Consider the following 26,165-nt stretch of genomic DNA (forward strand, 5'->3'; position numbering starts at 1 on the left):
GATTAACGTTATGCTCACAGCTACTTAAGCGCATATTTTAGGGATATAAATAACAGGGTGGAGCTTATGAATATATTAGTTACTGGCGGTGCAGGTTTCATCGGCTCTGCGGTGGTCCGCCATATCATTAACAATACCGATAATGAAGTGTGCAATATCGATAAGCTGACTTATGCAGGCAATTTAGAGTCATTAGTAGATATCGATCAAAACGCGAGGTATCAGTTTCAGCAGCTAGATATCTGTAATGCCCAAGCATTAGAAAGTGTTTTTGATCATTTTAAGCCTGATTTGGTGATGCATCTTGCCGCTGAATCCCATGTCGATCGCTCCATCGATGGCCCAGCAGAGTTTATTACGACTAATATCGTCGGTACTTATACGTTACTAGAGGTGGCCCGTCAGTATTGGCAAGGTCTTATAGAAACCGATAAATCCCGTTTTAGGTTTCATCATATCTCAACCGATGAAGTATATGGTGACTTAGCAGAAACGGATGCGCTATTTGTTGAGTCTACTCCTTATGCACCAAGCTCCCCTTATTCTGCCTCAAAAGCCAGCGCGGATCACTTGGTACGAGCTTGGGGTCGTACTTACGGTCTACCCATCATTATTACTAATTGCTCAAACAATTATGGACCGTATCACTTTCCAGAAAAACTGATTCCTTTAGTCATTCTAAACGCCTTAGATAATAGCGCCTTGCCAATTTATGGTAAAGGCGATCAGATCCGCGATTGGTTGTTTGTGGAGGATCATGCTCGGGCGCTTTATAAAGTGGTCACAGAAGGTAAAGTCGGCGAGACATACAACATAGGAGGTCATAACGAAAAACAAAACATCGAAGTCGTCTCCATTATCTGTCAGATTTTGGATCGAAAGCAGCCTCGTGCGGATGGCGCTAAATATGAGTCACTAATCCGCTTTGTCAAAGATCGTCCCGGTCACGATTTACGTTATGCCATCGATGCTAGCAAAATGGCTAATGAGCTGGGATGGACGCCGATAGAGACTTTTGAGAGCGGCATTGAAAAAACGATTACCTGGTACTTAGAGAATCTAGCATGGTGCCGGCGAGTACAAGACGGTAGCTATCAACGCAAACGATTAGGAGTACATCATGAGTCATAATACGAAAGGCATTATCTTAGCAGGCGGTTCTGGCACTAGGCTCTATCCTTTAACGCAAGGGGTCAGTAAGCAGCTGATGGCGATTTATGATAAGCCAATGATCTTTTATCCGCTCTCAGTGCTGATGCTCGCGGGTATCAAAGAGATTTTGATTATTACGACGCCGGAGGACGCCTCTCAGTTTCAACGTTTATTAGGCGATGGTAGTCAACTCGGTATCTCCTTGCAATATGCGCAGCAGCCAAGCCCTGATGGTTTAGCGCAAGCCTTTATCATTGGTGAGGAGTTTATTGGTAAAGATAATGTTTGTTTGATATTAGGAGATAATATTTTTTATGGTCAAGGCCTCGTTAAAATGCTGAAACAAGCTCAAGATAATGTGGAAAGTCATGAGTATGCAACTGTGTTTGGCTACTATGTCAAAGATCCGAATCGCTACGGGGTAGTCGATTTTGACGAGACTGGCAAGGCGTTGAGTATCGAGGAGAAACCTGCAGAACCCAAAAGTTCCTATGCGGTAGTGGGCTTATACTTTTATCCAAACTCAGTGATAGATATTGCAAAACAAGTCACCCCATCAGAGCGCGGCGAGTTAGAGATCACTACAGTAAACCAGACTTATCTAGAGCGTGAGCAGCTGCATGTCGAGCTGATGGGCCGAGGGTTTGCTTGGCTTGATACTGGGACTCATGAGAGTCTAATAGATGCTAGTAACTTCATCCAAACGATAGAGAATCGTCAGGGTCTAAAAGTGGCTTGTCTTGAAGATATTGCTTTTGAAAAAGGCTATATCAATCGTGAGCAACTACTGGCGTTGGCCGAACCTTTACATAAAAATCAATATGGCCAATATCTGATTAGACGAGCCAACGAGAAAAAGGTAGGGCGTTGATATGCAGCTTAGGAGAACGGCTATCGCTGACGTTATTATCATCGAACCTAAAGTGCACGGTGACGAACGCGGCTACTTTTTTGAGAGCTATCGTCAAGATGTGTTAGAGCGCTTTGTGGGTTATAGCGTCAACTTCATTCAAGACAACGAGTCCAAATCTGACCGCGGGGTGCTGCGTGGTCTGCATTATCAAATAGGGAATAGCGCTCAAAGCAAGCTAGTACGAGTTATCTCAGGGCGAGTCCTGGATGTCGCTGTTGATATTCGTAAGGGTAGTCCAACGTTTGCTCAGCACGTCGCTATTGAGCTTACCGCTGATAATAAAAGGCAAGTGTTGATACCAAGAGGCTTCGCTCATGGGTTTGCGGTGTTAGAAGATAACACTATCTTTAGTTATAAAGTCGATAATTACTACAGTCCTGCAGAGGATAGGGGTATCGCTTTTGATGACCCAAGACTAACAATTAACTGGGGTCTACCTACTAGCGAGCTACTATTATCAGCAAAAGATCAACAACAACCGCTACTGGCTGATGCTGAGTTATTTAGTTATCAGGCCAACTATTATCGGACGAGTGATTATGAGTACTAATATCTTAGTGACAGGCGCAGGCGGGCAGTTAGGTTCTGAGCTGCGCTATCTCAGTGAGGATATTAGGGAAAACAAAGTCAGCTTAAGCGCAGGATACGCCTTTATTTTCGCTGATAAAAGCCGCTTAGATATTACCGATAAAGGTGCGATTGAGAGTTTTTGTAGTACCAATAGTGTGAGCTATATTATTAATTGCGCCGCTTTTACCGCCGTAGACAAAGCAGAGAGTGAAGCGGATAAAGCCAATGCCATAAACCATCTTGCGGTTAAGCACTTAGCCGAAGTCGCAAAAAAGCACGACATCGCTATGATTCACATCTCAACTGATTATGTCTTTGATGGTGATAGCAAGCAAGCTTATAAGGAAACAGATATTACTCATCCAAACAATGTATATGGTAAAACTAAGCGATTAGGTGAGCAAGCACTGCAGGATATCAGTCCACCTAATAGTATTATCATTCGTACTTCTTGGCTGTATTCTTTATTTGGTAGTAACTTTTTAACCACTATGCTCAGGCTAGGGCCAGAGCGAGAGCAGCTAAATGTCGTGAATGATCAGATTGGGTCACCGACTTATGCTCGCGACTTAGCGAGAGCGATTGTACAGATTATTCCTCAGCTTAAGCGTGCCAGTCAGGAGGTAGAAATCTATCATTATAGTAACCAAGGCCAGTGCAGTTGGTATGAGTTTGCCAAAGCTATTTTTGTAGCGGCCGATATCGATTGTCGCGTACAGCCGATACCTAGTAGCGACTATCCTACGCCTGCGAAGCGGCCGAGTCATTCAGTATTAGCGACAGCAAAAATCGAGCAGGAGTTTGGGGTTGAGTTATCGCAATGGCCGCAAAGCCTAAACAGCTGCTTAGCTCATTACTGAGGCAACTATACAGAGATAAGTCATATTCGCATACGAGAGAATGTCATGATACCGGTCACAAAAGCTTATTTACCAAATAAAGACACTTATCAAGACTACGTAGAGGGTATTTTTCATCGTGGCTGGCTGACCAATAAAGGGCAGCTGGTAAAAGAGCTAGAAAGTCGTCTGCAGAACTATTTGGGTGTCAAGCATTTGATAGTAGTGGCAAATGGAACGCTAGCCTTGCAGCTCGCCTACAAGGCTTTGGAGCTAAAAGGCGAGATCATCACTACGCCCTTTAGTTTTGTTGCGACTACCAGCACCTTAGTTTGGGAGGGGTTAAAGCCTGTTTTTGTTGATATTGATCCTGCTACTTTTAATATCGACCCTACTAAGATTGCAGCAAAAATCACTACAAACACCAGCGCTCTCGTTCCTGTACACGTCTTTGGTAACCCTTGTGAAGTAGAGCAAATCCAAGACATTGCCAAAAAAAATAACTTAAAGGTGATCTATGACGGCGCCCATGCGTTTGATACCCAGTATCAAGGCCAAAGCGTATTAAATTATGGTGATATCAGTACCTTAAGCTTCCATGCTACTAAGCTGTTTCACAGTACTGAGGGCGGGGCCATTATCACCAATGATGATGAGCTTGCGGGCAAGATAAGACTGATGATGAACTTCGGTATCGCTAGTGCCACTCAAATCAACGCTATGGGTATCAACGCTAAGATGAATGAGTTTGAAGCAGCGATGGGGCTATGTGTGTTAGATGAAATAGAGCACATTAAGGATAGCAGAGCTAAAATCTGGCGTCTCTATCGACAAGCCTTGACAAAAAAAACGCTAATCTTTCAGCGTTGGCATAAAAAAAGCAAGAATAACCATGCTTATGCACCCATACTCTTCAACTCCGAATCAGAGTTATTAAGAGTAGAGGCACAGTTGAAAAAAAACCATATTTCCCCCAGACGTTACTTCTATCCTAGTCTGGACACCTTAGACTATTTGGGCCATGAGCAAGTTTGTAAGCATTCAAGAGACATAGCTAGCCGTATCCTTTGCCTACCGCTATTTACGGGTCTAACAAAACAACAGCAAGATAAAATTATTGCGTGTATTGAGTCATGACAACAAAAACGATATTGATATTAGGCGGTTCAGAGTTTCAGGTTCCGTTGATCCAAGCGGCGAAACAGCTGGGTCTATATGTACTCACTTGTGATTATCTGCCGGACAATCCAGGTCATGCTCTAGCAGATAAATATATCAATATCAGTACTACTGACAAGGACGCAGTGTTGCAATTGGCTATCGATTATAAGATAGATAGTATCGCTACCTTTGCCTCAGATCCAGCTATTCCGACTATAGGGTATGTCGCCGAAGCGTTGGGATTACCCGGTATTAGTGCTCAAGCTGCTCAAACTTTTTCGAATAAGGATTTGTTTCGGCAAGTGCTAAAACAGGCTGGGCTGAGGACACCAAGTTTTTATCTGACCAAGTCAGCTGCTATCCCATTTGGGCTAAATAATAATAAACCCTATATCGTCAAGCCGGTGGATAGCTCGGGCAGCAAAGGCGTTAGGTTAAGTACTGACACTAAAAGCAATATTTTAGAGTGTATCGATTATGCCTTGAGTTTCTCTCGTAGCCATAGATGCATCATTGAAGAGTATCTTCAGGGTCCACAAGTTCATGGCGATGGCTTTTTGCAAGACGGTAAGCTGATCGCGGGCTATTTTGGTGATCAGTACTTTTATACTCAAAGTGATAGCTTTATTCCGATCTCAACCCGCTGGCCGACGGTGCATGCTGATGTTTATCAGCAATTAAAAGGACAGCTAGAGCAGCTAGCCACTCATACTGGATATCTCAATGGTCCTATCAATGTTGAAGCTCGACTCAACCGTGATAATGAGCTGTACCTGATTGAAGTGGGCGCTCGAAACGGCGGTAACTTTGTACCTGTATTGCAAGAGCGCTTAACTGGGTTTGACTATGTCGATGCGGTTCTCAAAGTTAGCTTGGGACAAAAGGTCGTTCACAATGAGGCTTTTCAGCAAACTCAGCGCAAGATCGGTGCTTATTATGTCCTGCATGCGCAAACAGACGGCATTTTTGCCGGTATAAACATTGATTCTTCACTAGAGCCGTTTATCTTTTATAAAAAGCTGTTTAAGAAAAAAGGCGAGGCCGTGCAGCAATATTGCGGCTCGCATACCTCAATTGGAGTTCTACTATTAGCGTTTCCAACGGTTGAGACAAGAGATCAGCAGATGAATAATATAGCCAATTTAGTCCAGGTGTTATATGCGTAACCCTAGATAATCAGTGGTTAGCTAAAACGCTTAACATCCAAACCAAGCTCATAGGGGACCACAATGCTAAAAAATATGAAGGTTTATCTCAGAGCTTTAGAGTTAGAGGATTACCAAACCTCTATCGCTTGGCGGCAAGATCAACAGATTTGGAACATGGTTGTCGGCCGGCGTTATTTTGTTTCCAGTGAGTTTGAGAAAAAATGGGTGCAGCAAGCGGGCGACTTGCAAGGGCAGTTAAAGCTAGCTATCTGCGATGTACTCACAGACAACTATATTGGCAATATATACCTTAATAATATTGACTTTTTTAATCGAACTGCCAACTCAGGAAAGCTCATTGGCAATAAAGCCTACTGGGGCAAAGGGTTTGGTACTCATGCTACGCTACTTCTTTTGTATCATGCTTTTTATGATTTGGGCTTAGAGAGGATAGAGTCACGTGTTTTACTGCATAATCAAGCATCGATACGTGTACTAGAAAAGTGCGGCTATAAAGCAGAAGGCGTCATGAGAAAGGCGGTGTTTAAACAAGGCCGGTCGCAAGATTTGGTTTTGATGTCTGTAATTCGAGAAGATTACGACGAAGTTATCAAAATATACCAGTAAGTAGATGACTGGCTCGTTTGCACTAGCGGCCAGTTGCAGCACTTCATACAAGGATTGTAAAGTGAATACTGACGTAGATAGCTCAAAGGTTCAGTGCATGAGTTTATCCCCTCCTGAACCTAAGCCTGAAGCGGAGATAATGGCGCAGTGGCAACAGAGTTATACTGTGCCTTTAGTGTCTATTGTCTGTATTACCTATAATCATGAGCCTTATATTCGTGACGCCTTGAATGGGTTTTTGATGCAACAAACCGACTATCCTTTTGAGGTGTTAATCCATGATGATGCGTCAAAAGATAACACGGCAGATATCATTCGCGACTATGAGCAAAGATATCCCAATATCATAAAACCTATCTATCAAACTGAGAATCAGTATTCTAAGGGTATAAAAATCAGTCCGACCTTTAACTTCCCAAGAGCGCAAGGGGACTATATCGCTTTGTGTGAAGGCGACGATTTTTGGACTTGTAGCGATAAAATCAGCCGGCAAGTCTCATTTTTACGTAAAAATCCTAAAATATTCCTATCCATTCACCGCGCTCATATCTGTACGGATAACCAAATCATCGATGTCTCTACTAGCCACGGAGAGTATGAAACCGTGCTGTCGTCAAAGCTCGTTTATACCACAGCAGGGCAGTTCTGTCCGACCGCTTCTATGGTTATCGCTAGAGACAAAGTAGCAGTGATGCCGGAGTTTTTTGCTAGAGTGCCCATTGGCGACTTTTTTTTAGAAGCAATAAGCGCTATTGGCGGCGTACATTATTTACCAGAGGTCTGTAGCGTTTATCGTGTCGGCGGTAGTGGCTCTTGGACAAATAGGGTGGTCAGCGATGATCATAGGTTTTTTAAAAAAAGTGAGAGAATGCTGAACAGCTTAAAAGAGCTAGAAGCCTATTTACAGGTTCCTGATAGCCAATATGTTCATCATAAAGCTACGGCGATACATCTTAACTTGGCTAATAGGCATCTGCAGCAGGGAGATTTCAAAAAGTATAGAACACACTGGTTCGCCTCTTTTAAGCCTATTAGACGTCTGCAAAGAACGGACATTAGGTTGTTGTTAGGTCTGTTAAGAATTAGGTTTTAAAGCGCTCAGAGCAGGTACTAGTTAGATAGGGCTTGTCTTAAATATATATTCAAAATAAAGAATATAATTCTTTACAACAAGTAAACGCTATAGCATACTTATGTTAACTATTAGTTATACGACCCAAAACATAAATTAGATTTGGACAAAATAATATTGAAAAGTTGCGAGAAAAGCTATGAATTATAAATCTTTTGCCGACCTCTCCATTGATATCAATAACAACTTATTCAAACTAAATAATGAAGGCTATGATCTGATTGTTGGTATCCCCCGTAGTGGCATGATACCCGCGTACATGATAGGACTTTATCTCAACGTCCATGTCACTAGCCTAGATTCATTCATCAAGAATGAAAAATTGACTTCGGGCGTATCTAGGAATACCAAGATGTCTCTCATCTATGCTATGGATGCACAAAAGGTTTTACTGGTAGACGATAGTATCGTAACTGGTAAAGCGATGCAGCTAGCATTAGAAAGCATACCAGACAATATTAAAAAGAATATCACTACCTGCGCCATCTATTCAGATAAAAAAAACAAACCTGATATCGATATTTATCTGGAACATGTCAAAAGGCCACGGGTGTTTGAGTGGAATATTTTTCATTCAAGACTGATGAAAAACGCTTGCTTAGATATAGATGGCGTACTGTGTATAGACCCTACAGAAGATGAAAACGATGATGGTGATAACTATATTCATTTTATATTGAATGCCAAACCACTGCACTTGCCCAGCACTAAGTTAAAAGCTTTAGTCACTAGTAGGCTTGAGAAATATCGCCCGCAGACTGAGCAATGGCTCAAGGCACACAATATACAATACGATGAATTAATCATGCTAGATCTGCCCAGCAAAAAAGAACGTCAAAAGCTAGGCGCGCACGCCAAACATAAGGCTGCCTATTATAGTCAGTCCGGGCTCGATCTATTTATAGAAAGTGCACCAGCGCAAGCCTTGGCCATTATGACTGCTACCGGCAAGCCCGTGTTCTGTACGGGTGATAATCAGATGTATATGCCCAGCCTAAGCAAAATATTTATGAAGCCGCCTAAAAGTTTATTAAAACAATGGGAGCATGCTATTGCCGTCAAATTACCAAGCCCTCTAAAAAAAGCCATCAGGCCAATATATAGGGCATTAATATTCAAATACTAATCAATCAAAGAGCAAATACTAGTCCTGTAGGCTCAACTCAATAATACGGAGCTATTTTGAAAAAAATAACTATACTTCTTCCTGATATGCGCGAGGGTGGTGTCGAAAACATGCGCCTTATCCTAGCTAAGGAGTGGCGTGCTCATTATGATGTTGAGTTTTTGTTGTTATCAAAAAGAGGTGGGTTACTAGAGCTTATCCCTAAAGACATTCGAGTAACTGTGCTCAATGTAACCAGATATAGAATGCTGCTTCCTAGCTTAGTACGCTATATCCGTCAAGAACAACCAGAGGTTATATTAGCAGCGATGTGGCCATTGACAGTTGTTGCTGCTCTAGCGACTAAGCTCAGTCTACAAAAGACCATGTGTGTGATCAGCGATCATGGCATTTTGTCAGCGCAATATCAGCCTAAAGGTAAGTGGCACGATCTAAGTCTTAGAGCCAGTATGGCGCTCTCTTATCGGTTGAGTGATGAGGTAGTTGCTGTGTCAAAAGGTGTCGCCAAGGACATCTCTACCTTAGCGTCACTACCTTTAGAGTCTATTAAAGTGATCTACAACCCTGCCTCTAAAATAGATCTAGATGAACTACAAACTCGAAGTCCTTTTGCGATCAACGATGGACTAGCAATCATAACAGTCGGGCGTTATAAAAAAGTTAAAAATCATGCGCTATTGATTGAAGCCTTTGCGCTAGTCAGAGAAAAAGTAACAGCCAAGCTTTATATTGTAGGTGATGGCGATTTAAGGAGTGAGTATGAGACATTGATTGAGTCGCTTAATTTACAACAAGACGTTGTTTTAACCGGATTCGTTAATGACCCTTCTGCTTACTACACTCACGCTGACTTATTTGTCCTGTCTTCTGATTACGAAGGTTTTGGCAATGTGATTGTCGAAGCTATGGATGCAGGAACCCCCGTTGTCGCTACCGATTGTGAGTGCGGCCCTAGAGAGATTCTTGAAGGGGGTAAATATGGCGCCTTAGTGCCAGTAGGTGATATTGAGGCTTTAGCTAGCGCTATGCTTGAATCATTAGCGCGAAAGCATGACTATGAAGCGCTAAAGTGTCACGCTTCTACCTTCTCAGTAGCCAAAATCTCCGCTCAGTACCTGGCTATTATGTTCCCTGATATCACCTAAATTAAAGCTTAAGAAAAGGTAGTCTCTTGCAAAACTGACTTTTATCTATTTTGTCTGTAGTTGTGTTGAATGATAGATTTTTGACGATTTAAATGAAGCTTTAATTGAAAAAGTAGTAGCGGTAAGCTCAGGGTAGTTACTACTCCAATTTAGTAAGGATGGCATATGGAAACGGTTATAGATACTGGCATCAGTATGCACAAGCTTTGTGAAAAGCTGTTTCCTATATGTCGTAGCATAACGGGCGATGGCTTTCGTAAGTCTTTAGCGATAATAAAAAACGATGTACAACTCGATGATTTGCAGTTTTTTGAAGTTGCTACGGGTACTCAGTGCTTTGACTGGGAAGTGCCAGAAGAATGGAACATCAAAGATGCTTATATCATCACTCCTGATGGTAACAAGATCTGCGATTTTAAGGTCTGCAATTTGCACGTCGTCGGTTATTCCACGCCCATAAATCAAAAGATATCGTTGGAGATGCTACAAAACCATTTATATTCATTGCCTAATCAGCCTGATGCCATTCCTTATATTACCTCATACTATCAAAAGCGATGGGGGTTTTGCATCACCGAGCAGCAAAGAGCGACGCTCAAATCTGGCAGTTACCAGGTCTATGTTGATAGTGAGTTAACAGCGGGCAGTCTCACTTATGGTGAGCTGATCATCGCAGGCGAAACAGAGCAAGAAGTGTTTTTATCCAGTTATTTATGCCATCCTTCGATGGCCAATAACGAATTGTCAGGTCCAGTTGTCACCGCCTTCTTAGCCAAATGGCTGTTGAGCTTACCCTCTAGAAAATATACCTACCGTATCATCATCATTCCTGAAACCATCGGTTCTATTACCTACCTCAGCCGCCATTACAAAACCATGAAAGAGAACATCATCGCAGGCTTCAATATTACCTGCGTAGGTGATGATAGAGCTTATTCATATCTGCCTTCAAGAACTGGTGATACGCTAGCTGATCAAGTCGCTAAGCATGTTTTAGCCCATACCCATCCAGAATATGTGAGTTATTCATTTTTAGATAGAGGTAGTGATGAGCGGCAGTATTGTAGTAGCGGGATAGATTTGCCTGTCTGTTCTATTATGAGGACTAAGTATGGCTGCTACCCTGAATATCATACTTCCTTAGATGATTTAGAGCTGGTAACGGCTAGCGGCTTACTTGGTAGTTATCGAGTATTAAAAAAAGCCATCCAGTGCCTTGAATCCAATGAGACGCTTGCCACGACGGTGCTCGGTGAGCCTCAACTTGGTAAGCGTGGTCTGTATCCGACTATCGGTACAAAAGAAGGGGAGGCTAAGGTGCAGAATATGATGAACTTTCTCGCTTATTGTGATGGGGTTAGTAGTAATTTAGAGATAGCAGAAAAAATAAAGGTGCCGCTTTGGGAGCTTGTCGATATTATAAATCAATTAAAAGCTGAGCAATTACTAAAAAGTATTCACTAAATACTTGCGCAAAGACTACAGCTCAAAGCGTTCAGTTATCTTTAGTGTTTTAGATTAACTGCAGTTAATAATAATTTCAGTTATTTTGTTTTTGTTATCTATATACTCTGTATTTTACATATATATGTGTGTTATAGTTTTGTTAAAAATAATTTAATAAACAAACGTTAAATATTGCGTTATTGAGCTTACGACTAGTAGAGGGATGTTACATGTTAAGTAATAGCACTATCCTTATAACTGGCGGTACAGGATCTTTCGGCAATACTTTTGTCAGGATGACCTTAGAGAAATATAATCCAAAAAAGATAATTATCTTTTCACGTGACGAGATGAAACAGTGGGAGATGGCCAAAAAGTTTAAAGGTGATGAGCGAGTGCGCTTTTATATTGGCGATGTCCGTGACAAGGATCGATTGTACCGCGCTTTAGATACTGTCGATTATGTCGTACATGCTGCTGCTACCAAAATTGTTCCTACCTCAGAATACCATCCCTTTGAATGTGTAAAAACCAATATTCATGGTGCTATGAATCTCATTGACGCTTGCATCGACAAAGCGGTCAAAGGCGTAGTGGCGCTATCTACTGATAAAGCCAGTAGCCCGATTAACCTGTATGGCGCGACTAAGCTAGTATCAGATAAGTTGTTTATCGCCGGAAATTGTGCCTTTGATGAACACGGTACCAAGTTTTCAATTGTTCGCTACGGTAATGTCATGGGCTCTCGTGGTTCCGTGATTCCATTTTTTATGTCGATTAAAGACACAGGTGTAGTGCCCATTACCGATCCTCGTATGACGCGTTTTATGATCTCGTTAGAGGACGGGGTGAGATTAGTATGGCACGCGTTTGAGGATATGGTCGGTGGCGAGATTTACGTCAAAAAAATACCCTCGATGAAAGTGGCTGACTTAGCTCGAGTGGTCGCTCCAGAGGCTAAGCAGCAGATAATAGGCATCCGTGCAGGTGAGAAGTTGCATGAACAGATGATCAGTAGTGAAGATGCTTGCTACACCTACGAGTATGCTGAATACTTCAAAATATTACCCATGATAAATAATTGGGCGTCCTGTCCAAAACGTATCAAAGATGGCAAAAAAGTCTCGCAAGGTTTCGTCTACACTAGTGATAGCAATCCTGTGTGGATGACAGATGATGACTTGCAAGAGTGGATCACGAGCAACCGTGAAAAGATAGGGAGTATCTAAATGATTCCTTATGGTCGCCACACTATTAGTCAGCAGGATATCGATGCCGTGGTTGAGGTGCTACAGTCAGATTTTTTGACCCAAGGGCCTCAGGTTCCTGCTTTTGAGCGAGCTATTACAAAAGCTTGTAATGCGCAGTATGCGGTCGCGGTAAACAGTGCAACCTCTGCCTTACATCTAGCTTGTTTGGCGTTAGGTTTGGGTCAAGGGGACTGGCTGTGGACAACGCCAAATACCTTTGTGGCGACGGCTAATTGCGGGCTGTACTGCGGCGCTAAAGTGGACTTCGTAGATATCGACCCGCGGACTTACAATCTCTGTGCACAGGCATTAGAAAATAAGCTGATTGCCGCAGAAAAAGTAGGAAAATTACCAAAAATAGTGATTCCCGTCCATTTCAGTGGTCAACCTTGTGATATGCAAGCGATAGCTAAGCTGGCAACAAAATACGGCTTCAGCGTTATTGAAGATGCTTCACATGCGATTGGCGGTAGATATCAAGATGAGCCGATCGGCAATGGTCGCTATAGTGATATTACGGTATTCAGCTTTCATCCTGTCAAGATAGTCACTAGTGCTGAGGGCGGAGCTGCTGTCACTAACTGTGCCGACTTAGCAGAAAAACTACGTTTGTTACGTAGCCATGGTATTACTCGCGATGAGAGTCTAATGACGCAGCCTATGGATGGCCCTTGGTATTATGAGCAGCTTGATCTGGGCTTTAATTATCGGATGACAGAGATGCAAGCCGCTCTTGGCTTATCGCAAATGCAGCGACTAGCAAAGTTTGTTAGCAAACGGCATCGGCTTGCAGAGCGCTATGATAAACAACTCCAAAACCTACCGATTATATTGCCATGGCAACACTCAGACAGTTATTCTGCCAGACACTTATATGTCATTCGCATACCTTTAGAAAACCATACTACTAGCATTAGCCATATTGCTGCTTTCAATGCCATGCGCGCTGCCGGGATTATGGTCAATCTGCATTATATTCCTGTACATAGGCAACCTTATTATCAACAGATAGGCTTTACGGCCGGTCAGTTCCCAAAAGCTGAGCGCTATTATAAAGAAGCAATGAGCTTACCTATGTATCCGGCGCTGACTGAGAAGCAGCAAGACCAGGTTTGCTCGGTACTCAAAGCCATATTGGGAGGAGAGGATGTGTAGCCTAGCTTCTAGTCACAAGCTTGCCCTAGGTACCGCGCAATTTGGCCTGTCCTATGGTGTTGCTAATATGAGCGGTAAAGCCTCAAGCGCTACGGTTGATGAAATAATAGGTACTGCTCGCGCCGCTGATATCACTATGCTCGATACCGCCATTAGTTATGGTGATAGTGAAGCAGTGTTAGGTCAGCAAAATCTGACGACATTTAGCATAGTCAGCAAGCTATCTGAGGTGCCGCATGATTGTCTTAAAATAGACGCATGGGTAGCAAAACAAGTACGAGCCTCGTTAAAGCGCTTACATATCAGTAAATTACACAGTTTATTACTGCACCGGCCAGCCCAACTGCTTGAACCCGTTGGAGATAAGCTATACAGGTCAGTATTAAGACTCAAAGAGCAGGGGTTGGTGAGTCAAATTGGTGTTTCTGTCTATAGTCCTAATGAGCTGTCTCAGCTTATCAAAAGGTTTGACTTCGATATCGTTCAAGCGCCGATGAATATATTTGATAGGCGCATGGAAGATACGGGGATGATTCATCAATTAAAAAAATCAGGCGTAGGGATACATATCAGATCGGCTTTTTTACAAGGTCTTTTACTGATGCCAAACGCCAAGATTCCGTTATATTTTGCGCCATGGTCGCCACTCCTTAGCACCTATCATCATTGGCTAACCGAACAAAACCTCTCGCCTCTACAAGCCTGCCTGAGCTATCTGAATCAGCAAGCCGATATCGACAAAATCATAGTGGGGGTAGATAACGTCCAGCAGTTGCAACAGATCATCACTGCCATCGATATGCCTAGAATTGATATTCCTAGCTTCTTACAATCCACAGATGAAGGTCTGCTTAATCCATCGAGGTGGCTACTATGACATTGAGATTAGGCATTATAGGATCATCTGAGGGCAACGGCCATCCTTATTCTTGGAGTGCTATTTTTAATGGTTACGATTCAGCGGAAATGGAAAACTGTGGCTATCCTGTTATACCGCGTTATCTCGAAAAACAAAATTGGCCTACAAGTCAAATTGGTGGCGCAGAAGTGACTGCGGTATGGACACAAGATATAGCGCTGTCTAGGCATATTGCCAAAGCGGCCAAAATAGAGCAAGTGGTCTCTTGCTACGCGGATATGATTGGACAAGTAGATGCTATTCTTTTGGCTCGTGATGATGCTCATAACCATTTGCGGTTTGCTGAACCCTTTTTAACAGCAGGTTTACCTATTTATATAGATAAGCCCATTGCTTTATCCATCGATGAGTTAAATCAGTTATATGCTTTAGAGCAATACCCCGGTCAGATTTTTACCTGTTCAGCGCTTAGATACAGTGCGCAGTTAGCACTGAGCGCAGCAGACCATCAAAAACTAGGAAATATCAAACAGATTGCAGCCTTTACCCCAAAATCTTGGTCTAAGTATGCGGTTCATATTGTTGAGCCAGTGCTAAATATGCTATCCAAAGAAGACGAACCAATCGAGATGACAGTTCCTATTACCAATAGAGGTGATAGCTCGGGTAGTCTAAAGGTTTATTGGAGCAGTGGCATACAGACTAGCTTTTTTGCACTGGGTGAGATTCAAACCCCCATCTTTATCAGAATATTCGGTACTAATACTTGGAAAGACTTTACCTTTAACGATTCATTCTCAGCTTTCAAAAGCGCTTTACAAGCTTTTATACAAGGCATCTTAGACAATAAAGTAATGTCAGATAGAGCATTTAATACTAAGGTCGTACAAATACTTGAGAGAGGTTGCCAATGACAGCGACAATCTTAATCACTGGCGGTACCGGTAAGTTTGGCCGACAATTTGTTAGACATTTTGCCAATAAAGGCTGGCAAATATTATTTACCACTACTTCTCAAAATAATGCCGATAGTTTAATAAAAGAGCTGGCTGACGATAGTTGTTTGATACCGCTCATAGTCGATTTTACTCAACCGCAGGCGGCACTAGAATTGGTTAAACGCATTAAAGATGACGGGTATCGCGTCAATCACTTAATCAATAATGCACGTAGTCGCTCATTTTTGCAGACCGACTCGTTAGGTCAGGCCAGCCGCGAAGACTTTTTGGCCGAGTATTTGTTAGATGTGGTGGTACCTTATGAGCTGTCAATGGCGCTGTTCAATACTCAGCCAAGCGAGCTTATTACCATCACCAATATAGGTTCGCAATACGGAATCGTCGCTGCCAACCCTGCTCTATACGAAGAGTATCCAAAACAGTCGCCGATTCAATACGGGGTTGCCAAAGCGGCCTTGATACATCTAACCAAGGAGCTAGCGGTACGCTTTGCCAAATTAGACATAAGGGTTAATTGTATCGCCTATGGCGGGGTCAGCGGGCGTGTTGATGAGTGCTTTGAAGATAGATATGCACAGCTTAACCCCAGTGGTCGTATGCTATCGGATTCTGACATCATAGGACCTTTAGATTTTTTAGTTTCAGATAATTGCAAAGCAATTAATGGGCAAACTATCCAGGCTGATGGCGGGTGGACATTATGGTAAAACCTAGAATTGCCATAATTCCGGCTCGCGGCGGCTCAAAACGAATTCCGCAAAAAAACATCACGGACTTTAATGGTCAGCCAATGATTGTCTGGACGATTAAGGCAGCGCAAGAGTCACAGTTATTTGATCGCATTTTGGTCTCTACGAATGATTCAGCGATAGCAGAGGTTTCTAGGGGTGCTGGAGCTGAAGTACCTTTTCTCAGAACAGACTGCGCTGATGATTATGCTAGCGTAAGCGAGGCCACTATTTTTGCTTTGAAGCAAGCTATGGCTCATTGGCAAGAAGAGTACCAAGTGGTGGTGCAGTTAATGGCTAATTGTCCACTGCGTACCAGCGAAGATATAAAAAGCTTGGTTTCGGTATTTGAGACTAAGCAGCGCAGCGCTCAGATTAGCTGTTTTGAGTATGGATGGATGAATCCATGGTGGGCTGCAACCTTGGATGAGAGCGGTAAACCTGCGCAGATCTTTGCTAAAACTTTGACGCAGCGCTCACAAGATTTGCCAAAGCTATATTGCCCGACAGGCGCGGTATGGATATCGACAGTGCAAGCCTTGCTAACGCACAAAACTTTCTACTCACCCAATCATACTTTTGAGTCTATATCGCAAAGAAGCGCTATGGATATAGACGACTATCAAGATTTAAAGATGGCACAGGCATTAGTACTAGCCAGCGAGTATGCGCTATGACAACACTCACTATCAAAAAGCAAAGCTACAAAGTTGTCTTTCGTTGCGATGCTTCTATCCAAATAGGCTCTGGCCATGTAATGCGCTGCCTAACATTAGCGGATGAGCTAGCTCGACAAGGAGCTGAGTGCTTTTTTATCTGCCGCGAGCATGAGGGTAATTTAATCGAGGATTTACGCCAGCATGGCTATCAAGTTTACGCACTTCCTTTAGAAAACGACATAGCTGTTGAACCAGAAGATCGGTCATTTCTTGCTCCTACCCTTACTCATAGCCACTGGTTGGCAAGCTCGCAACACCGAGATGCTGAGCTTAGCCGCTTGATAGTAGAGGGGCTACAACCTGATTGGCTCATCGTTGATCACTACGCCTTAGACGCAAGCTGGGAGAAAGAACTGCACCCCTTTTGCAAAAATCTGATGGTGATCGATGATTTAGCAGACAGGCCTCACGCTTGCGAAGTGTTACTCGATCAAAACTTTGGTCGCAACCCACAAGACTATGCTGTCTTGACTCCTGCAAAGTGTCAGGTACTTTGCGGATCTATGTATGCCTTACTCAGACCTGAGTTTGCTAAGTGGAGAGACTACAGCTTAGAGCAGCGACAGCATAATAAGCTTACAAGTATTTTGATTAATTTAGGCGGCGTTGATAAAGATAATGTCACTAGCAAAGTCCTAAAAGCGCTGCAAACCAAAGTGCTACCTAATGAGTGCGCCATTACTGTGGTGATGGGCTCGACATCGCCATCAATTGCTGCAGTAAAGCAACAAGCCGCAACCATGCCGTGGCCTACGGCGGTGAAGGTAGCAGTAGATAACATGGCTGAGCTTATGGCAAATAGTGATTTGGCTATCGGCGCGGCAGGGTCGACATCATGGGAGAGATGCTGTCTCGGACTGCCAACGATTATGCTAGTACTAGCAGATAATCAACGAGTTATTGCTGACGCCTTAGAAGAGGCAGGTGCTGCACAGCGCTTTAATTTAGCAAAACTAGAGTCTGAGCCTTTAGCACTTGATCGTTGTATAACGTCAGTCGTAATTAAGCTGCGTGAGATGAGTAGGGTGGCCAGCAGTATTACTGATGGATTAGGAGTATCGCGCCTTGCAGAGGTTTTATTGCCCTAAAGCTATTCTACCAACACTTTGTGGTACTGATATTTTTACACAAGCTTCAAGGAGAGACTATGAAAATCAGTTTCCTATGTAGTGACCCAAGACACCCGATCAATGTCTATCTATCTGCGTGGATGCAAGAGAATAAAAGTCAGCATGAGATAGAGCTGGTACGTCAGAAGCAGGATTTGTCCGGCGGTGACTTGTTATTTTTGCTCTCCTGTGCAGAGATTATCTCTAGTCAAGAGCGCAAAGCTTATAGGAGCTGCTTAGTACTGCATGCCAGCGACTTACCAAAAGGCAGAGGTTGGAGCCCTCATATATGGAGCATCTTAGAGGGTAAGGAGGAGCTAACCCTTAGCCTGCTAGAAGCTGAAGATGTGGTAGATAGCGGCAAAATATGGAAAAAGATAAGGTTTCAAGTTCCCAAACATGCGCTATGGAATGAGATAAACGAGCTACTATTTACAAAAGAGATTGAGCTGATTAACTTCGCTATTGATAACTTTAATAGTGTCTTAGCAAAGCTACAAGATCCAAATATAGAACCGACCTATTATCCAAAGCGTACCCCAGCAGATAGTGCTATTGATCCTTTTAAGAGTATAGCAAGTCAGTTCGATAAGATTCGAGTCTGTGACCCTAAGCGCTTTCCGGCATACATCGACATACATGGGCAGCGATATAAGATGACTTTGGAGAAGGCAAATGATAAGTAATATTCATATCAATGGTCGGGTGATAGGCCGTAATCAAGCGCCATATATCATCGCTGAGATGTCAGCGAACCACAATGGCCAGCTGGAGGCAGCACTGCGTATTGTTGAGGCAGCCAAAAGTGCCGGCGCCGACGCCATAAAAATACAAACCTATAGGCCAGATACTATTACATTGAAGTCAGACTTACCGGATTTTCAGATTACAGAGGGACTGTGGGCGGGGCGCACTTTATATGATTTGTACGAATGGGCTCATACTCCTTGGGACTGGCATAAGCCACTTTTTGATTATGCTCGTAAGATTGGTATCACTATCTTTAGCTCACCTTTTGATAATACTGCTGTCGATCTACTAGAGGATCTAGGCGCTCCTGCTTATAAGATAGCTTCTTTTGAAGTTGTGGATTTAGCTTTGATCAGATATGTCGCAAGTACAGGCAAGCCGATGATCATGTCTACGGGCATGGCTAATGCTGAGGAAATAGCAGAGGCGATAGAGGCAGCGCGTGTCGGTGGCTGTAAGCAACTAGCTATTTTGCACTGCGTCAGCGGTTATCCTGCACCTGCGTCAGATTATAACCTGCGTACCCTAGCAGATATGATTGAGCGTTTTGGGTTGATCACGGGTCTGTCTGATCACACTTTGGATAACATCACAGCGCTCACTAGCATTGCCCTTGGCGCCTCTATTATTGAAAAACACTTTACCCTCGATCGCAATGGCGGTGGTCCTGATGATAGCTTTTCGCTAGAGCCTGCAGGTTTGAATCAGTTATGCCGAGATAGCAGAACAGTTTGGCAAGCGCTTGGGCAGGTAGATTACAGTCGAAAAGCCAGTGAAGAAACCAACACTAAGTTTCGCCGCTCACTTTATTTTATAAAAGATTTGTATGAAGGCGACATCATAACTGAGGACTCTATACGTAGTGTGCGTCCTGGATTTGGCTTAGCGCCTAAATATCTGAATGAAGTGATAGGAAGAAGGCTTAAACGAGATGTCAAAGCAAATACTGCGGTAACTAGCGATAGTATAGCGGGCCTGTTTGAGACTGAGATGTAATCGATACTAAATAACAAACCTCTAAAATTAGAATGCGAGGTTAGCATAACTATTAAGATTCGCAGCTAATGACATAAGGGATGATTAAAATGAATGTTTTTATTGTAAGAACCAGACTGCAATCTCTAATTATAGAAGAAATCATCAGTATCGAAAAGGTAAGCCCTTATGTCTTAGTGGTTTGTTATTTTGATCACAAAAACGAAGATGCACCTGAAGTTTATGCGACCTATGACAAAATCAAAAAAGAAGCGGTTTTTAGTATAGATGTATTTGCTAGTGATAAGCTTTTGAAGAACGTTGCTAAATATGTCTCAATGCAGATGATAGTGTCTTTGACAAAAGGCAAAGTGTTTTTGGCCGGTGTTGATAGTTTTTCTTTTGCGCTCGCCGCTAAATTATTTCCTTTTGCGCAGATTAATACTTTTGACGATGGATCTTATAACGTACAAAAGAATTCAAAGTATTTTTGCGAGACACCTTTAGCTAGACCAGGTTTTAAAGGGCTAATTTCTAAACTATTATTTCCTAAGGGCGGCGCTAAGTACTTAAGAGCTCGGAGCAAGCGGCACTATACCGTATTTGCTGATTTAGAAAATATCGTTGAAAAAGATAGAGTAATGACTCTGCAGTGGGATTGGAGCAAGCTATTAGATCAAAGAGATGTAGATGAGCTGCCGGCACAGGTTAGTACCATTTTTTTGGGAACTGCCTTCCAAGACTTTAGTGAACGCCAGCAAACGAAGTTAAGACAAAAAGCCGTTGAGCTAATGGATAGCACTGATTTATACATTATGCACCCGCGCGAAAAATCATGGTTAAACCACGAAAAAGTTACTAGGCTTAGTAGTCCCGCAGAGGCAGTTTTAGTCTATATGCAACGCGCCAGCAAAGACAAATTAACTGTCTATCACTACGATACTACTGCCGCATACTCATTACGAAATTATAAAGATATCAAGTTTATTGACTTGTTAAGTGATGATTAGCTCAGTAGATAGTGATTAATTATCCTAAATTATTATTCATTTTAAAGCCTACATAAATTATCCTGACGTTTTTTATGGTATAAAGTATATAAGTATAAGTGAATATATAGATAACAAGAGAGATTCAAGCAATGAAAAATTACTCACTTAAGACTCTCGCTTTTCGTACATTGACAACGACGGCTAGATTGCACGCTAGAAAAAAAAGACTAGTGAGCAACGAGGTGATTACGGTGCTGAATCTCCATAGAGTCGCACCTAATACTGGTAGCACCTATAATGCATTAGCGCCAGCGCTATTTAATGAGCTCATTGTTTATCTAAAAAAAGAGTTTTATATTTGCTTGTTTTCTGAATTAGAGCAGATACAAAGCCATAGACCTAAGCTTATTCTCTCGTTTGATGATGGCTACAAAGACTTTATAGACTATGCGGTGCCAGTACTAGATAAGCACAAGGTGCGTGTCAATCAAAATATTATCCCTTATAGCGTTGAGACGGGTTTGCCTCCTGTCAACGTGCTACTACAAGACTTCATCGGTAAAGCCCCTATTGAGCTGTTAAAGAAAATACCTTTAGAGATAGCTACCGACGGCGATAGGCATGAGGTAGGCCGAGCAGCATCTTTTGCGATCAAATATCTGCCAGCAGCGCAGTTTGTCCTGCAAAGAGAAGTGCTACTAGATTTTTTGCTGAATTATCCAGAGTTTTTATGTGCGTCAGCCATGACGAAACAGGACATCCTAGATATCGCTGCTGTGCATGAAATCGGTGCGCACTCTTATGAGCATCTGTCGATGGAGAGTCAGCAGGAAGACTATTTTTTAGAGGATCTACAGAAGTGTAAAACGTATTTTGCAGAAGATTTATCGCTGGAGTGTAATATTTACGCTTTCCCTAATGGTAGTGCGACAAAGAAACAAGTACAACAAGCAAAAGAGCAAGGGTTTGACCATATTCTATTGGTAGGGGATAAATATAGTCCTAGCAGGAGTGAGGTGTTTAATCGGTTTACCTTTGATGTGAGCAGTATGGATGAAGCCAAGTATAAGTCGTTTGGCAGGAGGGCTTTAATCACATGAAAATTATAGCGCTCATCGGCAATCAGCCTAACCATAAATATTTGTGTGAACGCATGCATCAAGACTTTGCTTTAGATGCGGTAATCATTGTCAACAAAAAAAGCACTACAAAAAACGCGATAAAAGATCGTCTTATCTCTAAAGGAATGAAGAAAGTACTGTCTTTACCGCTCTCTATTGCTTGGCGAAAAATGCAGGCGAGTTTTCAAAAGAATCTCAATGGGTTTACCTCAGTTGAACGTTTAGTGGTTGATGATGTCAATTCGCAGGCCGTTGTAGACTTAGTAGAAGCCATCAGGCCTGAGTTGGTCGTGGTCTCAGGAACCAACCTACTAACCGCTGAGCTGATAATGGAAATTGGCCTTAGTGGCAAAATAATGAACTTGCATACCGGTCTCTCTCCTTATGTCAAAGGCGGCCCTAACTGCACTAACTGGTGTTTAGCAAACAATGCATTTCAACTGATAGGTAATACCGTTATGTGGCTAGATGAAGGCATAGATAGCGGTAATTTGATAAGAACTGAAAGAACGCCGCTACTCGGTAATGAGAGCTTGCTAGAGTTGCACAAAAAGGTGATGACTCATGGCCATGATCTTCTTATACAAGCTATTGCAAGCTTTACGCGCGATGAGGATTTACCGAATATCGAGCAAGATGATATTGATAAAGGTCGGGTGTTTTATAGCAAACAATGGACTGCAGCGAAGATAGCTAAAGCGTATGGTAATTTTTTACTCCACTACAAAATAAGTAAGCTAGAAAAGCTTCAAGGTCTTGATGTACTCACCGTAGGAGACCGCGAATATGAGCACTGATAATAAAAGGAAAATAGCCATATTCCTACCAAACCTTGACGGCGGCGGCGCTGAAAAGGTGTTTGTTAACTTATCTGCTGCATTTATTAAGCAAGGCTTTGCAGTCGATATGTTACTGATCCAAAAAAAGGGTGAGTTATTAGACAGCTTAGATGCCAAGGTTCATATTATTGATATCGATAGTAAAAAGATAAGAGGGTCGTTTGCGCCTCTTCTTTCATACTTAAGAAACCATGATCCTGAGATACTTATCGCTGTTATGTGGCCATTGACCGTGATAGCCACTATTGCATTTCGACTATCAAGGTGTAGTGGCCGTATGGTTGTCAGTGATCACAATACTCTATCGCTTTCCACCGCTACAAATAGTAGGTCTAACAAAAGGATGCTGGCACAGACTATTAAATGGATCTATCCGCTAGCTGACGTCCGCTTGGCGGTTTCTAATGGGGTTGCAGCAGACATTCAACAGTTATCAGGCCTGTTCAAGAGTAAATTCAATGTTATTTATAATCCAATCGATGTCACTATTCAGGGTGATGCAGCGAAAGGAAGTTTAAGAGGCTATTTTAGAATCATAAATGTAGGATCACTTAAGCGCCAAAAAAACCAAGCGTTATTGATTAAAGCATTTGCCAAGCTTTTAGAGCACATTGATGCTGAGCTGGTGATAGTCGGCGAGGGGGAGCTCAGAGGTGAATTGGAAAAACTCATTGCAGATCTAAATTTGCAGCATTGTGTGACTTTGACTGGGTTCAAAAAAGATGTCGCGGCTGAATACGTCCAATCAGATTTATTTGTCTTATCTTCTGACTATGAGGGTTTTGGCAACGTCATAGTAGAAGCGATGAGTGCCGGCGTTACTGTAGTCTCAACTGATTGTCAGTCTGGACCAAGAGAGATTCTAGCAGAAGGAGAATACGGCAGGTTAGTACCTGTTGGCGACGCTGACGCTTTAGCAAAAGCCATGCTTGAGTCTTTACAGCAACCGCAAGATGAACAAGTACTAAAAAACCGAGCCGCTGACTTCTCGCCAGAAAAAATAGCCAATCAGTATTTAGACGTCATGTTTCCTGAAAGGATAGATAACTATGTCTAAAATAAAAGTGCTTTATCTCTCTTATACAGGCTTACTTGAGCCTTTAGGCCGCTCGCAAATCTTGGCTTATCTGTCACGTCTTACTGATGAGTATCAATTTACTATTATTAGCTTTGAGAAGGCTGAGGATTTAGCAAAGTCTGATGAGCTACAAGCGTTAAAAAAAGAGTGTGAACACTACGGCATTAACTGGCAGCCTAAGACCTATCATCACAAACCTAGATTATTAGCGACGCTATGGGATTTATCGTCTCTGATTTATCACACTTGGCAGTTATCGCGTTCTAATCGCGCGCACCATATCCATTGCCGCAGTTATATACCAGCGATCGCCGCTTGGCTAGTCAGCAAACAAACGCAGGTGCCTTTCATCTTTGATATGCGCGCTTTGTGGCTTGAGGAGATGATAGAGGCTGGCAGACTAAATCGCCATAGCCCGGTTCACAAAGTGTTGGAATGGTTAGAGACTAAGCTACTCAAAGATACCGCGCATGTGGTTAGCCTGACTGAAGCGGCAGTAAATTACTTGCAACAGCAACAGCCACAATTAAACACTCAAAAATTCTCTGTCATTACCACTTGTGTTGATCTGGAGAGATTTAAGCTATCTACCGTAGCGATCGAGGATAAAAAACTGGGCACTATGGGCACGGTCATCAGTGGCTGGTATCACTTAGACTGGCTGTTTTTATCACTAAAAACGCAATTGCGAAAAGATAAGGATGCAACTTTTAAGATTGTAACTCGAGATTCAGCGCAAGCATTACGAACAATGGCGCAAAAGTATGAGATCGAGCCTTCAAAGTTAGAAATCTTAAGCTCAAGCCCGAACGACATTGCAAAAAATATAGCTGATATCAAAGCAGGGCTGCTGTATTTTACGGCAGGCATTAGCAAGCTTGGATCAGCACCGACTCGCTTAGGAGAGTTTCTGGCTTGCGGCATTCCCGTCATTGGTAATAGCGGGGTAGGTGATATGGCAAGTCTTATCGAGAGATACCAAGTCGGCGTTGTTATAGAAGATGGCAGTCAGCACGCAATCGATGAAGCGTTAGAAAAGTTAGATACCCTTTATCAAGACAAAAACTTAAGTCAGCGCTGCCGAGATGCTGCTGAGGATTATTTCTCTGCGGATAAAGGCGCTGTGCGCTATCGTCAAATTTATAGGAGTATAACCTCTCATGAAAAAAGATAGGGTGCTCAAAGTGGCTTTGTTTTCCAAGTATACGCGTATGGGCGCGAGTAGCCGCTTACGCTCTATGCAGTATTTGCCTTTTTTAGAAGATGAGAAAATAGTCGTTGATGTGTTCCCTCTTTATGACAATGATTATTTGCACAAGTTATATGCTAGCAAGGGTCGCTCTACAGCCAAAGTATTGCAGCGCTATTTATCTAGGCTGTATAAGTTATCTGCGCTAAAGAAGTACGATGTGATTTGGATAGAAAAAGAGCTTTTTCCTTATCTACCAGCTTGGGCAGAAGCTCTCATGGCTAGATTGGGCAAGCCCTACGTCGTTGATTATGATGATGCTGTCTTCCACAATTATGATCTCTCGAATCATAAGATAGTCAGGCTTTTGCTATCAAACAAAATTAATAAAGTTATGCGTAATGCTGCTACAGTCATCGCAGGGAACGCTTATCTTGCTCAGCGTGCTGCCAGTTCAGCAAGCAAGAAAGTGGTCATTATCCCAACGGTACTCGATAACCGTCGCTATCAAGCTATAGAGGCTGATAATGAAATCCCTATCATTGGTTGGATTGGCTCGCCAACCACAGAGACATATGTATTAGAGCTAAAAGAGATGTTTTTGGCGCTAAAACAGACAGTCAGCTTTAAGATACATCTGATCGGCGCTACTCAGCAAATACAAGATAAGCTACAAGGGCTAGACGTTGAGGTGCTTCCATGGAGTGAGAGTACAGAGGCGAGCTATATTGAGCAGTTTGATATTGGGATTATGCCATTGATAGACGGTCCGTGGGAGAGGGGGAAGTGTGGTTATAAGCTTCTTCAATATATGGCCTGTGCTAAGCCAGTAGTTGCAAGCCCTGTCGGAGTCAACATAGATATTATAGACAGTTGCCAGTGTGGCTATCTAGCTAATAGCGCAGAGCAGTGGAAAACCTCATTAAATAAATTATTACAGTCAAAACAGCAGCGACAATTGCTTGGCGAGGCGGGCAAGAAATCAGTTAGAGACTTTTACTCTTTACAAGTACAAGCACCCTTATTAGCAGACGTTTTTAAGCTTGTATCTCATAGATGAGATAGAGTGCTGCCTCAAGCATAGGTAGTCTACTTAGTGTTATTAGCTGGTTTCATATTTAAATATTACTTAGATTAACACATGAAGTGCAATACCAAATGCAAGGTGAAAAAAAGACCTAGA

General features: G+C 42.6%; 26 protein-coding genes. All 26 read left to right on the plus strand.

Features of this window, described 5'->3' with window-relative positions; genetic code table 11:
• Positions 1 to 66: 66 nt before the first annotated feature.
• The 26 genes from rfbB (at position 67) to I3248_RS06125 (ending at position 26,042) form a co-directional block, all read left to right on the plus strand.
• Positions 67 to 1,131: a dTDP-glucose 4,6-dehydratase gene (rfbB, locus tag I3248_RS06000; RefSeq protein WP_238062943.1), complete on the plus strand. Its 1,065-nt coding sequence runs from the start codon at positions 67 to 69 to the stop codon at positions 1,129 to 1,131.
• Positions 1,121 to 2,023, plus strand: coding sequence for a glucose-1-phosphate thymidylyltransferase RfbA (gene rfbA / locus I3248_RS06005; RefSeq protein ID WP_238062944.1), 903 nt, complete (start codon positions 1,121 to 1,123; stop codon positions 2,021 to 2,023). Before rfbB ends, rfbA begins: the two co-directional genes overlap by 11 nt.
• A 1-nt stretch (position 2,024) precedes the next feature.
• Positions 2,025 to 2,615 carry a dTDP-4-dehydrorhamnose 3,5-epimerase gene (rfbC, locus tag I3248_RS06010; protein ID WP_238062945.1) on the plus strand — a complete coding sequence of 197 codons (591 nt, stop codon included), beginning with the start codon at positions 2,025 to 2,027 and terminating at the stop codon, positions 2,613 to 2,615.
• The gene (gene rfbD, locus I3248_RS06015) at positions 2,605 to 3,495 is read left to right on the plus strand and encodes a dTDP-4-dehydrorhamnose reductase (protein ID WP_238062946.1); all 891 of its coding nucleotides are present in this window, start codon (positions 2,605 to 2,607) and stop codon (positions 3,493 to 3,495) included. The genes rfbC and rfbD overlap by 11 nt, the downstream gene beginning before the upstream one ends.
• A 45-nt stretch (positions 3,496 to 3,540) precedes the next feature.
• A complete protein-coding gene (locus I3248_RS06020; RefSeq protein WP_238062947.1) occupies positions 3,541 to 4,611 on the plus strand; it encodes a DegT/DnrJ/EryC1/StrS family aminotransferase in 1,071 nt (356 codons plus the stop codon).
• On the plus strand, positions 4,608 to 5,801 hold the full coding sequence (locus I3248_RS06025; protein ID WP_238062948.1) for an ATP-grasp domain-containing protein: 1,194 nt from the start codon (positions 4,608 to 4,610) through the stop codon (positions 5,799 to 5,801). Before I3248_RS06020 ends, I3248_RS06025 begins: the two co-directional genes overlap by 4 nt.
• Positions 5,802 to 5,864: 63 nt before the next feature.
• Positions 5,865 to 6,410 carry a GNAT family protein gene (locus I3248_RS06030; protein ID WP_238062949.1) on the plus strand — a complete coding sequence of 182 codons (546 nt, stop codon included), beginning with the start codon at positions 5,865 to 5,867 and terminating at the stop codon, positions 6,408 to 6,410.
• A 97-nt stretch (positions 6,411 to 6,507) separates the two neighbouring features.
• Positions 6,508 to 7,503 carry a glycosyltransferase gene (locus I3248_RS06035; protein ID WP_238062950.1) on the plus strand — a complete coding sequence of 332 codons (996 nt, stop codon included), beginning with the start codon at positions 6,508 to 6,510 and terminating at the stop codon, positions 7,501 to 7,503.
• Between the two features lie 178 nt (positions 7,504 to 7,681).
• Positions 7,682 to 8,668, plus strand: a complete 987-nt coding sequence (locus I3248_RS06040) for a phosphoribosyltransferase family protein (RefSeq protein ID WP_238062951.1) — start codon at positions 7,682 to 7,684, stop codon at positions 8,666 to 8,668.
• 56 nt (positions 8,669 to 8,724) lie between these two features.
• Entirely contained in the window at positions 8,725 to 9,813 is a 1,089-nt protein-coding gene (locus tag I3248_RS06045) for a glycosyltransferase (RefSeq protein WP_238062952.1), read from the plus strand.
• 165 nt (positions 9,814 to 9,978) lie between these two features.
• On the plus strand, positions 9,979 to 11,277 hold the full coding sequence (locus tag I3248_RS06050; protein ID WP_238062953.1) for a DUF4910 domain-containing protein: 1,299 nt from the start codon (positions 9,979 to 9,981) through the stop codon (positions 11,275 to 11,277).
• Between the two features lie 212 nt (positions 11,278 to 11,489).
• Positions 11,490 to 12,488, plus strand: coding sequence for a UDP-N-acetylglucosamine 4,6-dehydratase (inverting) (gene pseB, locus I3248_RS06055; protein ID WP_238062954.1), 999 nt, complete (start codon positions 11,490 to 11,492; stop codon positions 12,486 to 12,488).
• Positions 12,489 to 13,664, plus strand: coding sequence for a UDP-4-amino-4,6-dideoxy-N-acetyl-beta-L-altrosamine transaminase (gene pseC / locus I3248_RS06060; protein WP_238062955.1), 1,176 nt, complete (start codon positions 12,489 to 12,491; stop codon positions 13,662 to 13,664).
• Positions 13,657 to 14,541, plus strand: a complete 885-nt coding sequence (locus I3248_RS06065) for an aldo/keto reductase (protein WP_238062956.1) — start codon at positions 13,657 to 13,659, stop codon at positions 14,539 to 14,541. Before pseC ends, I3248_RS06065 begins: the two co-directional genes overlap by 8 nt.
• Positions 14,538 to 15,437: a Gfo/Idh/MocA family oxidoreductase gene (locus tag I3248_RS06070; RefSeq protein ID WP_238062957.1), complete on the plus strand. Its 900-nt coding sequence runs from the start codon at positions 14,538 to 14,540 to the stop codon at positions 15,435 to 15,437. The genes I3248_RS06065 and I3248_RS06070 overlap by 4 nt, the downstream gene beginning before the upstream one ends.
• Complete coding sequence (locus I3248_RS06075) at positions 15,434 to 16,189, plus strand: SDR family oxidoreductase (RefSeq protein ID WP_238062958.1); 756 nt, start codon at positions 15,434 to 15,436, stop codon at positions 16,187 to 16,189. Before I3248_RS06070 ends, I3248_RS06075 begins: the two co-directional genes overlap by 4 nt.
• Positions 16,183 to 16,887, plus strand: coding sequence for an acylneuraminate cytidylyltransferase family protein (locus tag I3248_RS06080; RefSeq protein WP_238062959.1), 705 nt, complete (start codon positions 16,183 to 16,185; stop codon positions 16,885 to 16,887). The genes I3248_RS06075 and I3248_RS06080 overlap by 7 nt, the downstream gene beginning before the upstream one ends.
• Positions 16,884 to 18,017: a UDP-2,4-diacetamido-2,4,6-trideoxy-beta-L-altropyranose hydrolase gene (gene pseG / locus I3248_RS06085; protein WP_238062960.1), complete on the plus strand. Its 1,134-nt coding sequence runs from the start codon at positions 16,884 to 16,886 to the stop codon at positions 18,015 to 18,017. Before I3248_RS06080 ends, pseG begins: the two co-directional genes overlap by 4 nt.
• Positions 18,018 to 18,076: 59 nt before the next feature.
• Positions 18,077 to 18,724, plus strand: a complete 648-nt coding sequence (locus tag I3248_RS06090; protein ID WP_238062961.1) for a formyltransferase family protein — start codon at positions 18,077 to 18,079, stop codon at positions 18,722 to 18,724.
• Positions 18,714 to 19,784, plus strand: coding sequence for a pseudaminic acid synthase (gene pseI / locus I3248_RS06095; RefSeq protein ID WP_238062962.1), 1,071 nt, complete (start codon positions 18,714 to 18,716; stop codon positions 19,782 to 19,784). Before I3248_RS06090 ends, pseI begins: the two co-directional genes overlap by 11 nt.
• An 89-nt stretch (positions 19,785 to 19,873) precedes the next feature.
• On the plus strand, positions 19,874 to 20,773 hold the full coding sequence (locus I3248_RS06100) for a glycosyltransferase family 52 (RefSeq protein ID WP_238062963.1): 900 nt from the start codon (positions 19,874 to 19,876) through the stop codon (positions 20,771 to 20,773).
• A 131-nt stretch (positions 20,774 to 20,904) separates the two neighbouring features.
• Positions 20,905 to 21,855, plus strand: a complete 951-nt coding sequence (locus I3248_RS06105; protein ID WP_238062964.1) for a polysaccharide deacetylase family protein — start codon at positions 20,905 to 20,907, stop codon at positions 21,853 to 21,855.
• Positions 21,852 to 22,673 carry a formyltransferase family protein gene (locus I3248_RS06110; protein ID WP_238062965.1) on the plus strand — a complete coding sequence of 274 codons (822 nt, stop codon included), beginning with the start codon at positions 21,852 to 21,854 and terminating at the stop codon, positions 22,671 to 22,673. Before I3248_RS06105 ends, I3248_RS06110 begins: the two co-directional genes overlap by 4 nt.
• The gene (locus tag I3248_RS06115) at positions 22,663 to 23,772 is read left to right on the plus strand and encodes a glycosyltransferase (RefSeq protein ID WP_238062966.1); all 1,110 of its coding nucleotides are present in this window, start codon (positions 22,663 to 22,665) and stop codon (positions 23,770 to 23,772) included. Before I3248_RS06110 ends, I3248_RS06115 begins: the two co-directional genes overlap by 11 nt.
• Positions 23,765 to 24,967: a glycosyltransferase gene (locus tag I3248_RS06120; RefSeq protein ID WP_238062967.1), complete on the plus strand. Its 1,203-nt coding sequence runs from the start codon at positions 23,765 to 23,767 to the stop codon at positions 24,965 to 24,967. The genes I3248_RS06115 and I3248_RS06120 overlap by 8 nt, the downstream gene beginning before the upstream one ends.
• Positions 24,954 to 26,042: a glycosyltransferase family 4 protein gene (locus tag I3248_RS06125; protein ID WP_238062968.1), complete on the plus strand. Its 1,089-nt coding sequence runs from the start codon at positions 24,954 to 24,956 to the stop codon at positions 26,040 to 26,042. The genes I3248_RS06120 and I3248_RS06125 overlap by 14 nt, the downstream gene beginning before the upstream one ends.
• The last annotated feature ends 123 nt before the right edge of the window (positions 26,043 to 26,165 follow it).

Source organism: Psychrobacter sp. Ps3 (assembly GCF_022129275.1).
GTDB classification, from domain to species: domain Bacteria; phylum Pseudomonadota; class Gammaproteobacteria; order Pseudomonadales; family Moraxellaceae; genus Psychrobacter; species Psychrobacter submarinus.

What these genes read in the sequence shown, in the direction of transcription:
- rfbB (WP_238062943.1), top strand. Translation starts at nt 67, where the DNA reads ATGAATATATTAGTTACTGGCGGTGCAGGTTTCATCGGCTCTGCGGTG.
- rfbA (WP_238062944.1), top strand. Translation starts at nt 1,121, where the DNA reads ATGAGTCATAATACGAAAGGCATTATCTTAGCAGGCGGTTCTGGCACT.
- rfbC (WP_238062945.1), top strand. Translation starts at nt 2,025, where the DNA reads ATGCAGCTTAGGAGAACGGCTATCGCTGACGTTATTATCATCGAACCT.
- rfbD (WP_238062946.1), top strand. Translation starts at nt 2,605, where the DNA reads ATGAGTACTAATATCTTAGTGACAGGCGCAGGCGGGCAGTTAGGTTCT.
- I3248_RS06020 (WP_238062947.1), top strand. Translation starts at nt 3,541, where the DNA reads ATGATACCGGTCACAAAAGCTTATTTACCAAATAAAGACACTTATCAA.
- I3248_RS06025 (WP_238062948.1), top strand. Translation starts at nt 4,608, where the DNA reads ATGACAACAAAAACGATATTGATATTAGGCGGTTCAGAGTTTCAGGTT.
- I3248_RS06030 (WP_238062949.1), top strand. Translation starts at nt 5,865, where the DNA reads ATGCTAAAAAATATGAAGGTTTATCTCAGAGCTTTAGAGTTAGAGGAT.
- I3248_RS06035 (WP_238062950.1), top strand. Translation starts at nt 6,508, where the DNA reads ATGAGTTTATCCCCTCCTGAACCTAAGCCTGAAGCGGAGATAATGGCG.
- I3248_RS06040 (WP_238062951.1), top strand. Translation starts at nt 7,682, where the DNA reads ATGAATTATAAATCTTTTGCCGACCTCTCCATTGATATCAATAACAAC.
- I3248_RS06050 (WP_238062953.1), top strand. Translation starts at nt 9,979, where the DNA reads ATGGAAACGGTTATAGATACTGGCATCAGTATGCACAAGCTTTGTGAA.
- pseB (WP_238062954.1), top strand. Translation starts at nt 11,490, where the DNA reads ATGTTAAGTAATAGCACTATCCTTATAACTGGCGGTACAGGATCTTTC.
- pseC (WP_238062955.1), top strand. Translation starts at nt 12,489, where the DNA reads ATGATTCCTTATGGTCGCCACACTATTAGTCAGCAGGATATCGATGCC.
- I3248_RS06065 (WP_238062956.1), top strand. Translation starts at nt 13,657, where the DNA reads ATGTGTAGCCTAGCTTCTAGTCACAAGCTTGCCCTAGGTACCGCGCAA.
- I3248_RS06070 (WP_238062957.1), top strand. Translation starts at nt 14,538, where the DNA reads ATGACATTGAGATTAGGCATTATAGGATCATCTGAGGGCAACGGCCAT.
- I3248_RS06075 (WP_238062958.1), top strand. Translation starts at nt 15,434, where the DNA reads ATGACAGCGACAATCTTAATCACTGGCGGTACCGGTAAGTTTGGCCGA.
- I3248_RS06080 (WP_238062959.1), top strand. Translation starts at nt 16,183, where the DNA reads ATGGTAAAACCTAGAATTGCCATAATTCCGGCTCGCGGCGGCTCAAAA.
- pseG (WP_238062960.1), top strand. Translation starts at nt 16,884, where the DNA reads ATGACAACACTCACTATCAAAAAGCAAAGCTACAAAGTTGTCTTTCGT.
- I3248_RS06090 (WP_238062961.1), top strand. Translation starts at nt 18,077, where the DNA reads ATGAAAATCAGTTTCCTATGTAGTGACCCAAGACACCCGATCAATGTC.
- pseI (WP_238062962.1), top strand. Translation starts at nt 18,714, where the DNA reads ATGATAAGTAATATTCATATCAATGGTCGGGTGATAGGCCGTAATCAA.
- I3248_RS06100 (WP_238062963.1), top strand. Translation starts at nt 19,874, where the DNA reads ATGAATGTTTTTATTGTAAGAACCAGACTGCAATCTCTAATTATAGAA.
- I3248_RS06105 (WP_238062964.1), top strand. Translation starts at nt 20,905, where the DNA reads ATGAAAAATTACTCACTTAAGACTCTCGCTTTTCGTACATTGACAACG.
- I3248_RS06110 (WP_238062965.1), top strand. Translation starts at nt 21,852, where the DNA reads ATGAAAATTATAGCGCTCATCGGCAATCAGCCTAACCATAAATATTTG.
- I3248_RS06115 (WP_238062966.1), top strand. Translation starts at nt 22,663, where the DNA reads ATGAGCACTGATAATAAAAGGAAAATAGCCATATTCCTACCAAACCTT.
- I3248_RS06120 (WP_238062967.1), top strand. Translation starts at nt 23,765, where the DNA reads ATGTCTAAAATAAAAGTGCTTTATCTCTCTTATACAGGCTTACTTGAG.
- I3248_RS06125 (WP_238062968.1), top strand. Translation starts at nt 24,954, where the DNA reads ATGAAAAAAGATAGGGTGCTCAAAGTGGCTTTGTTTTCCAAGTATACG.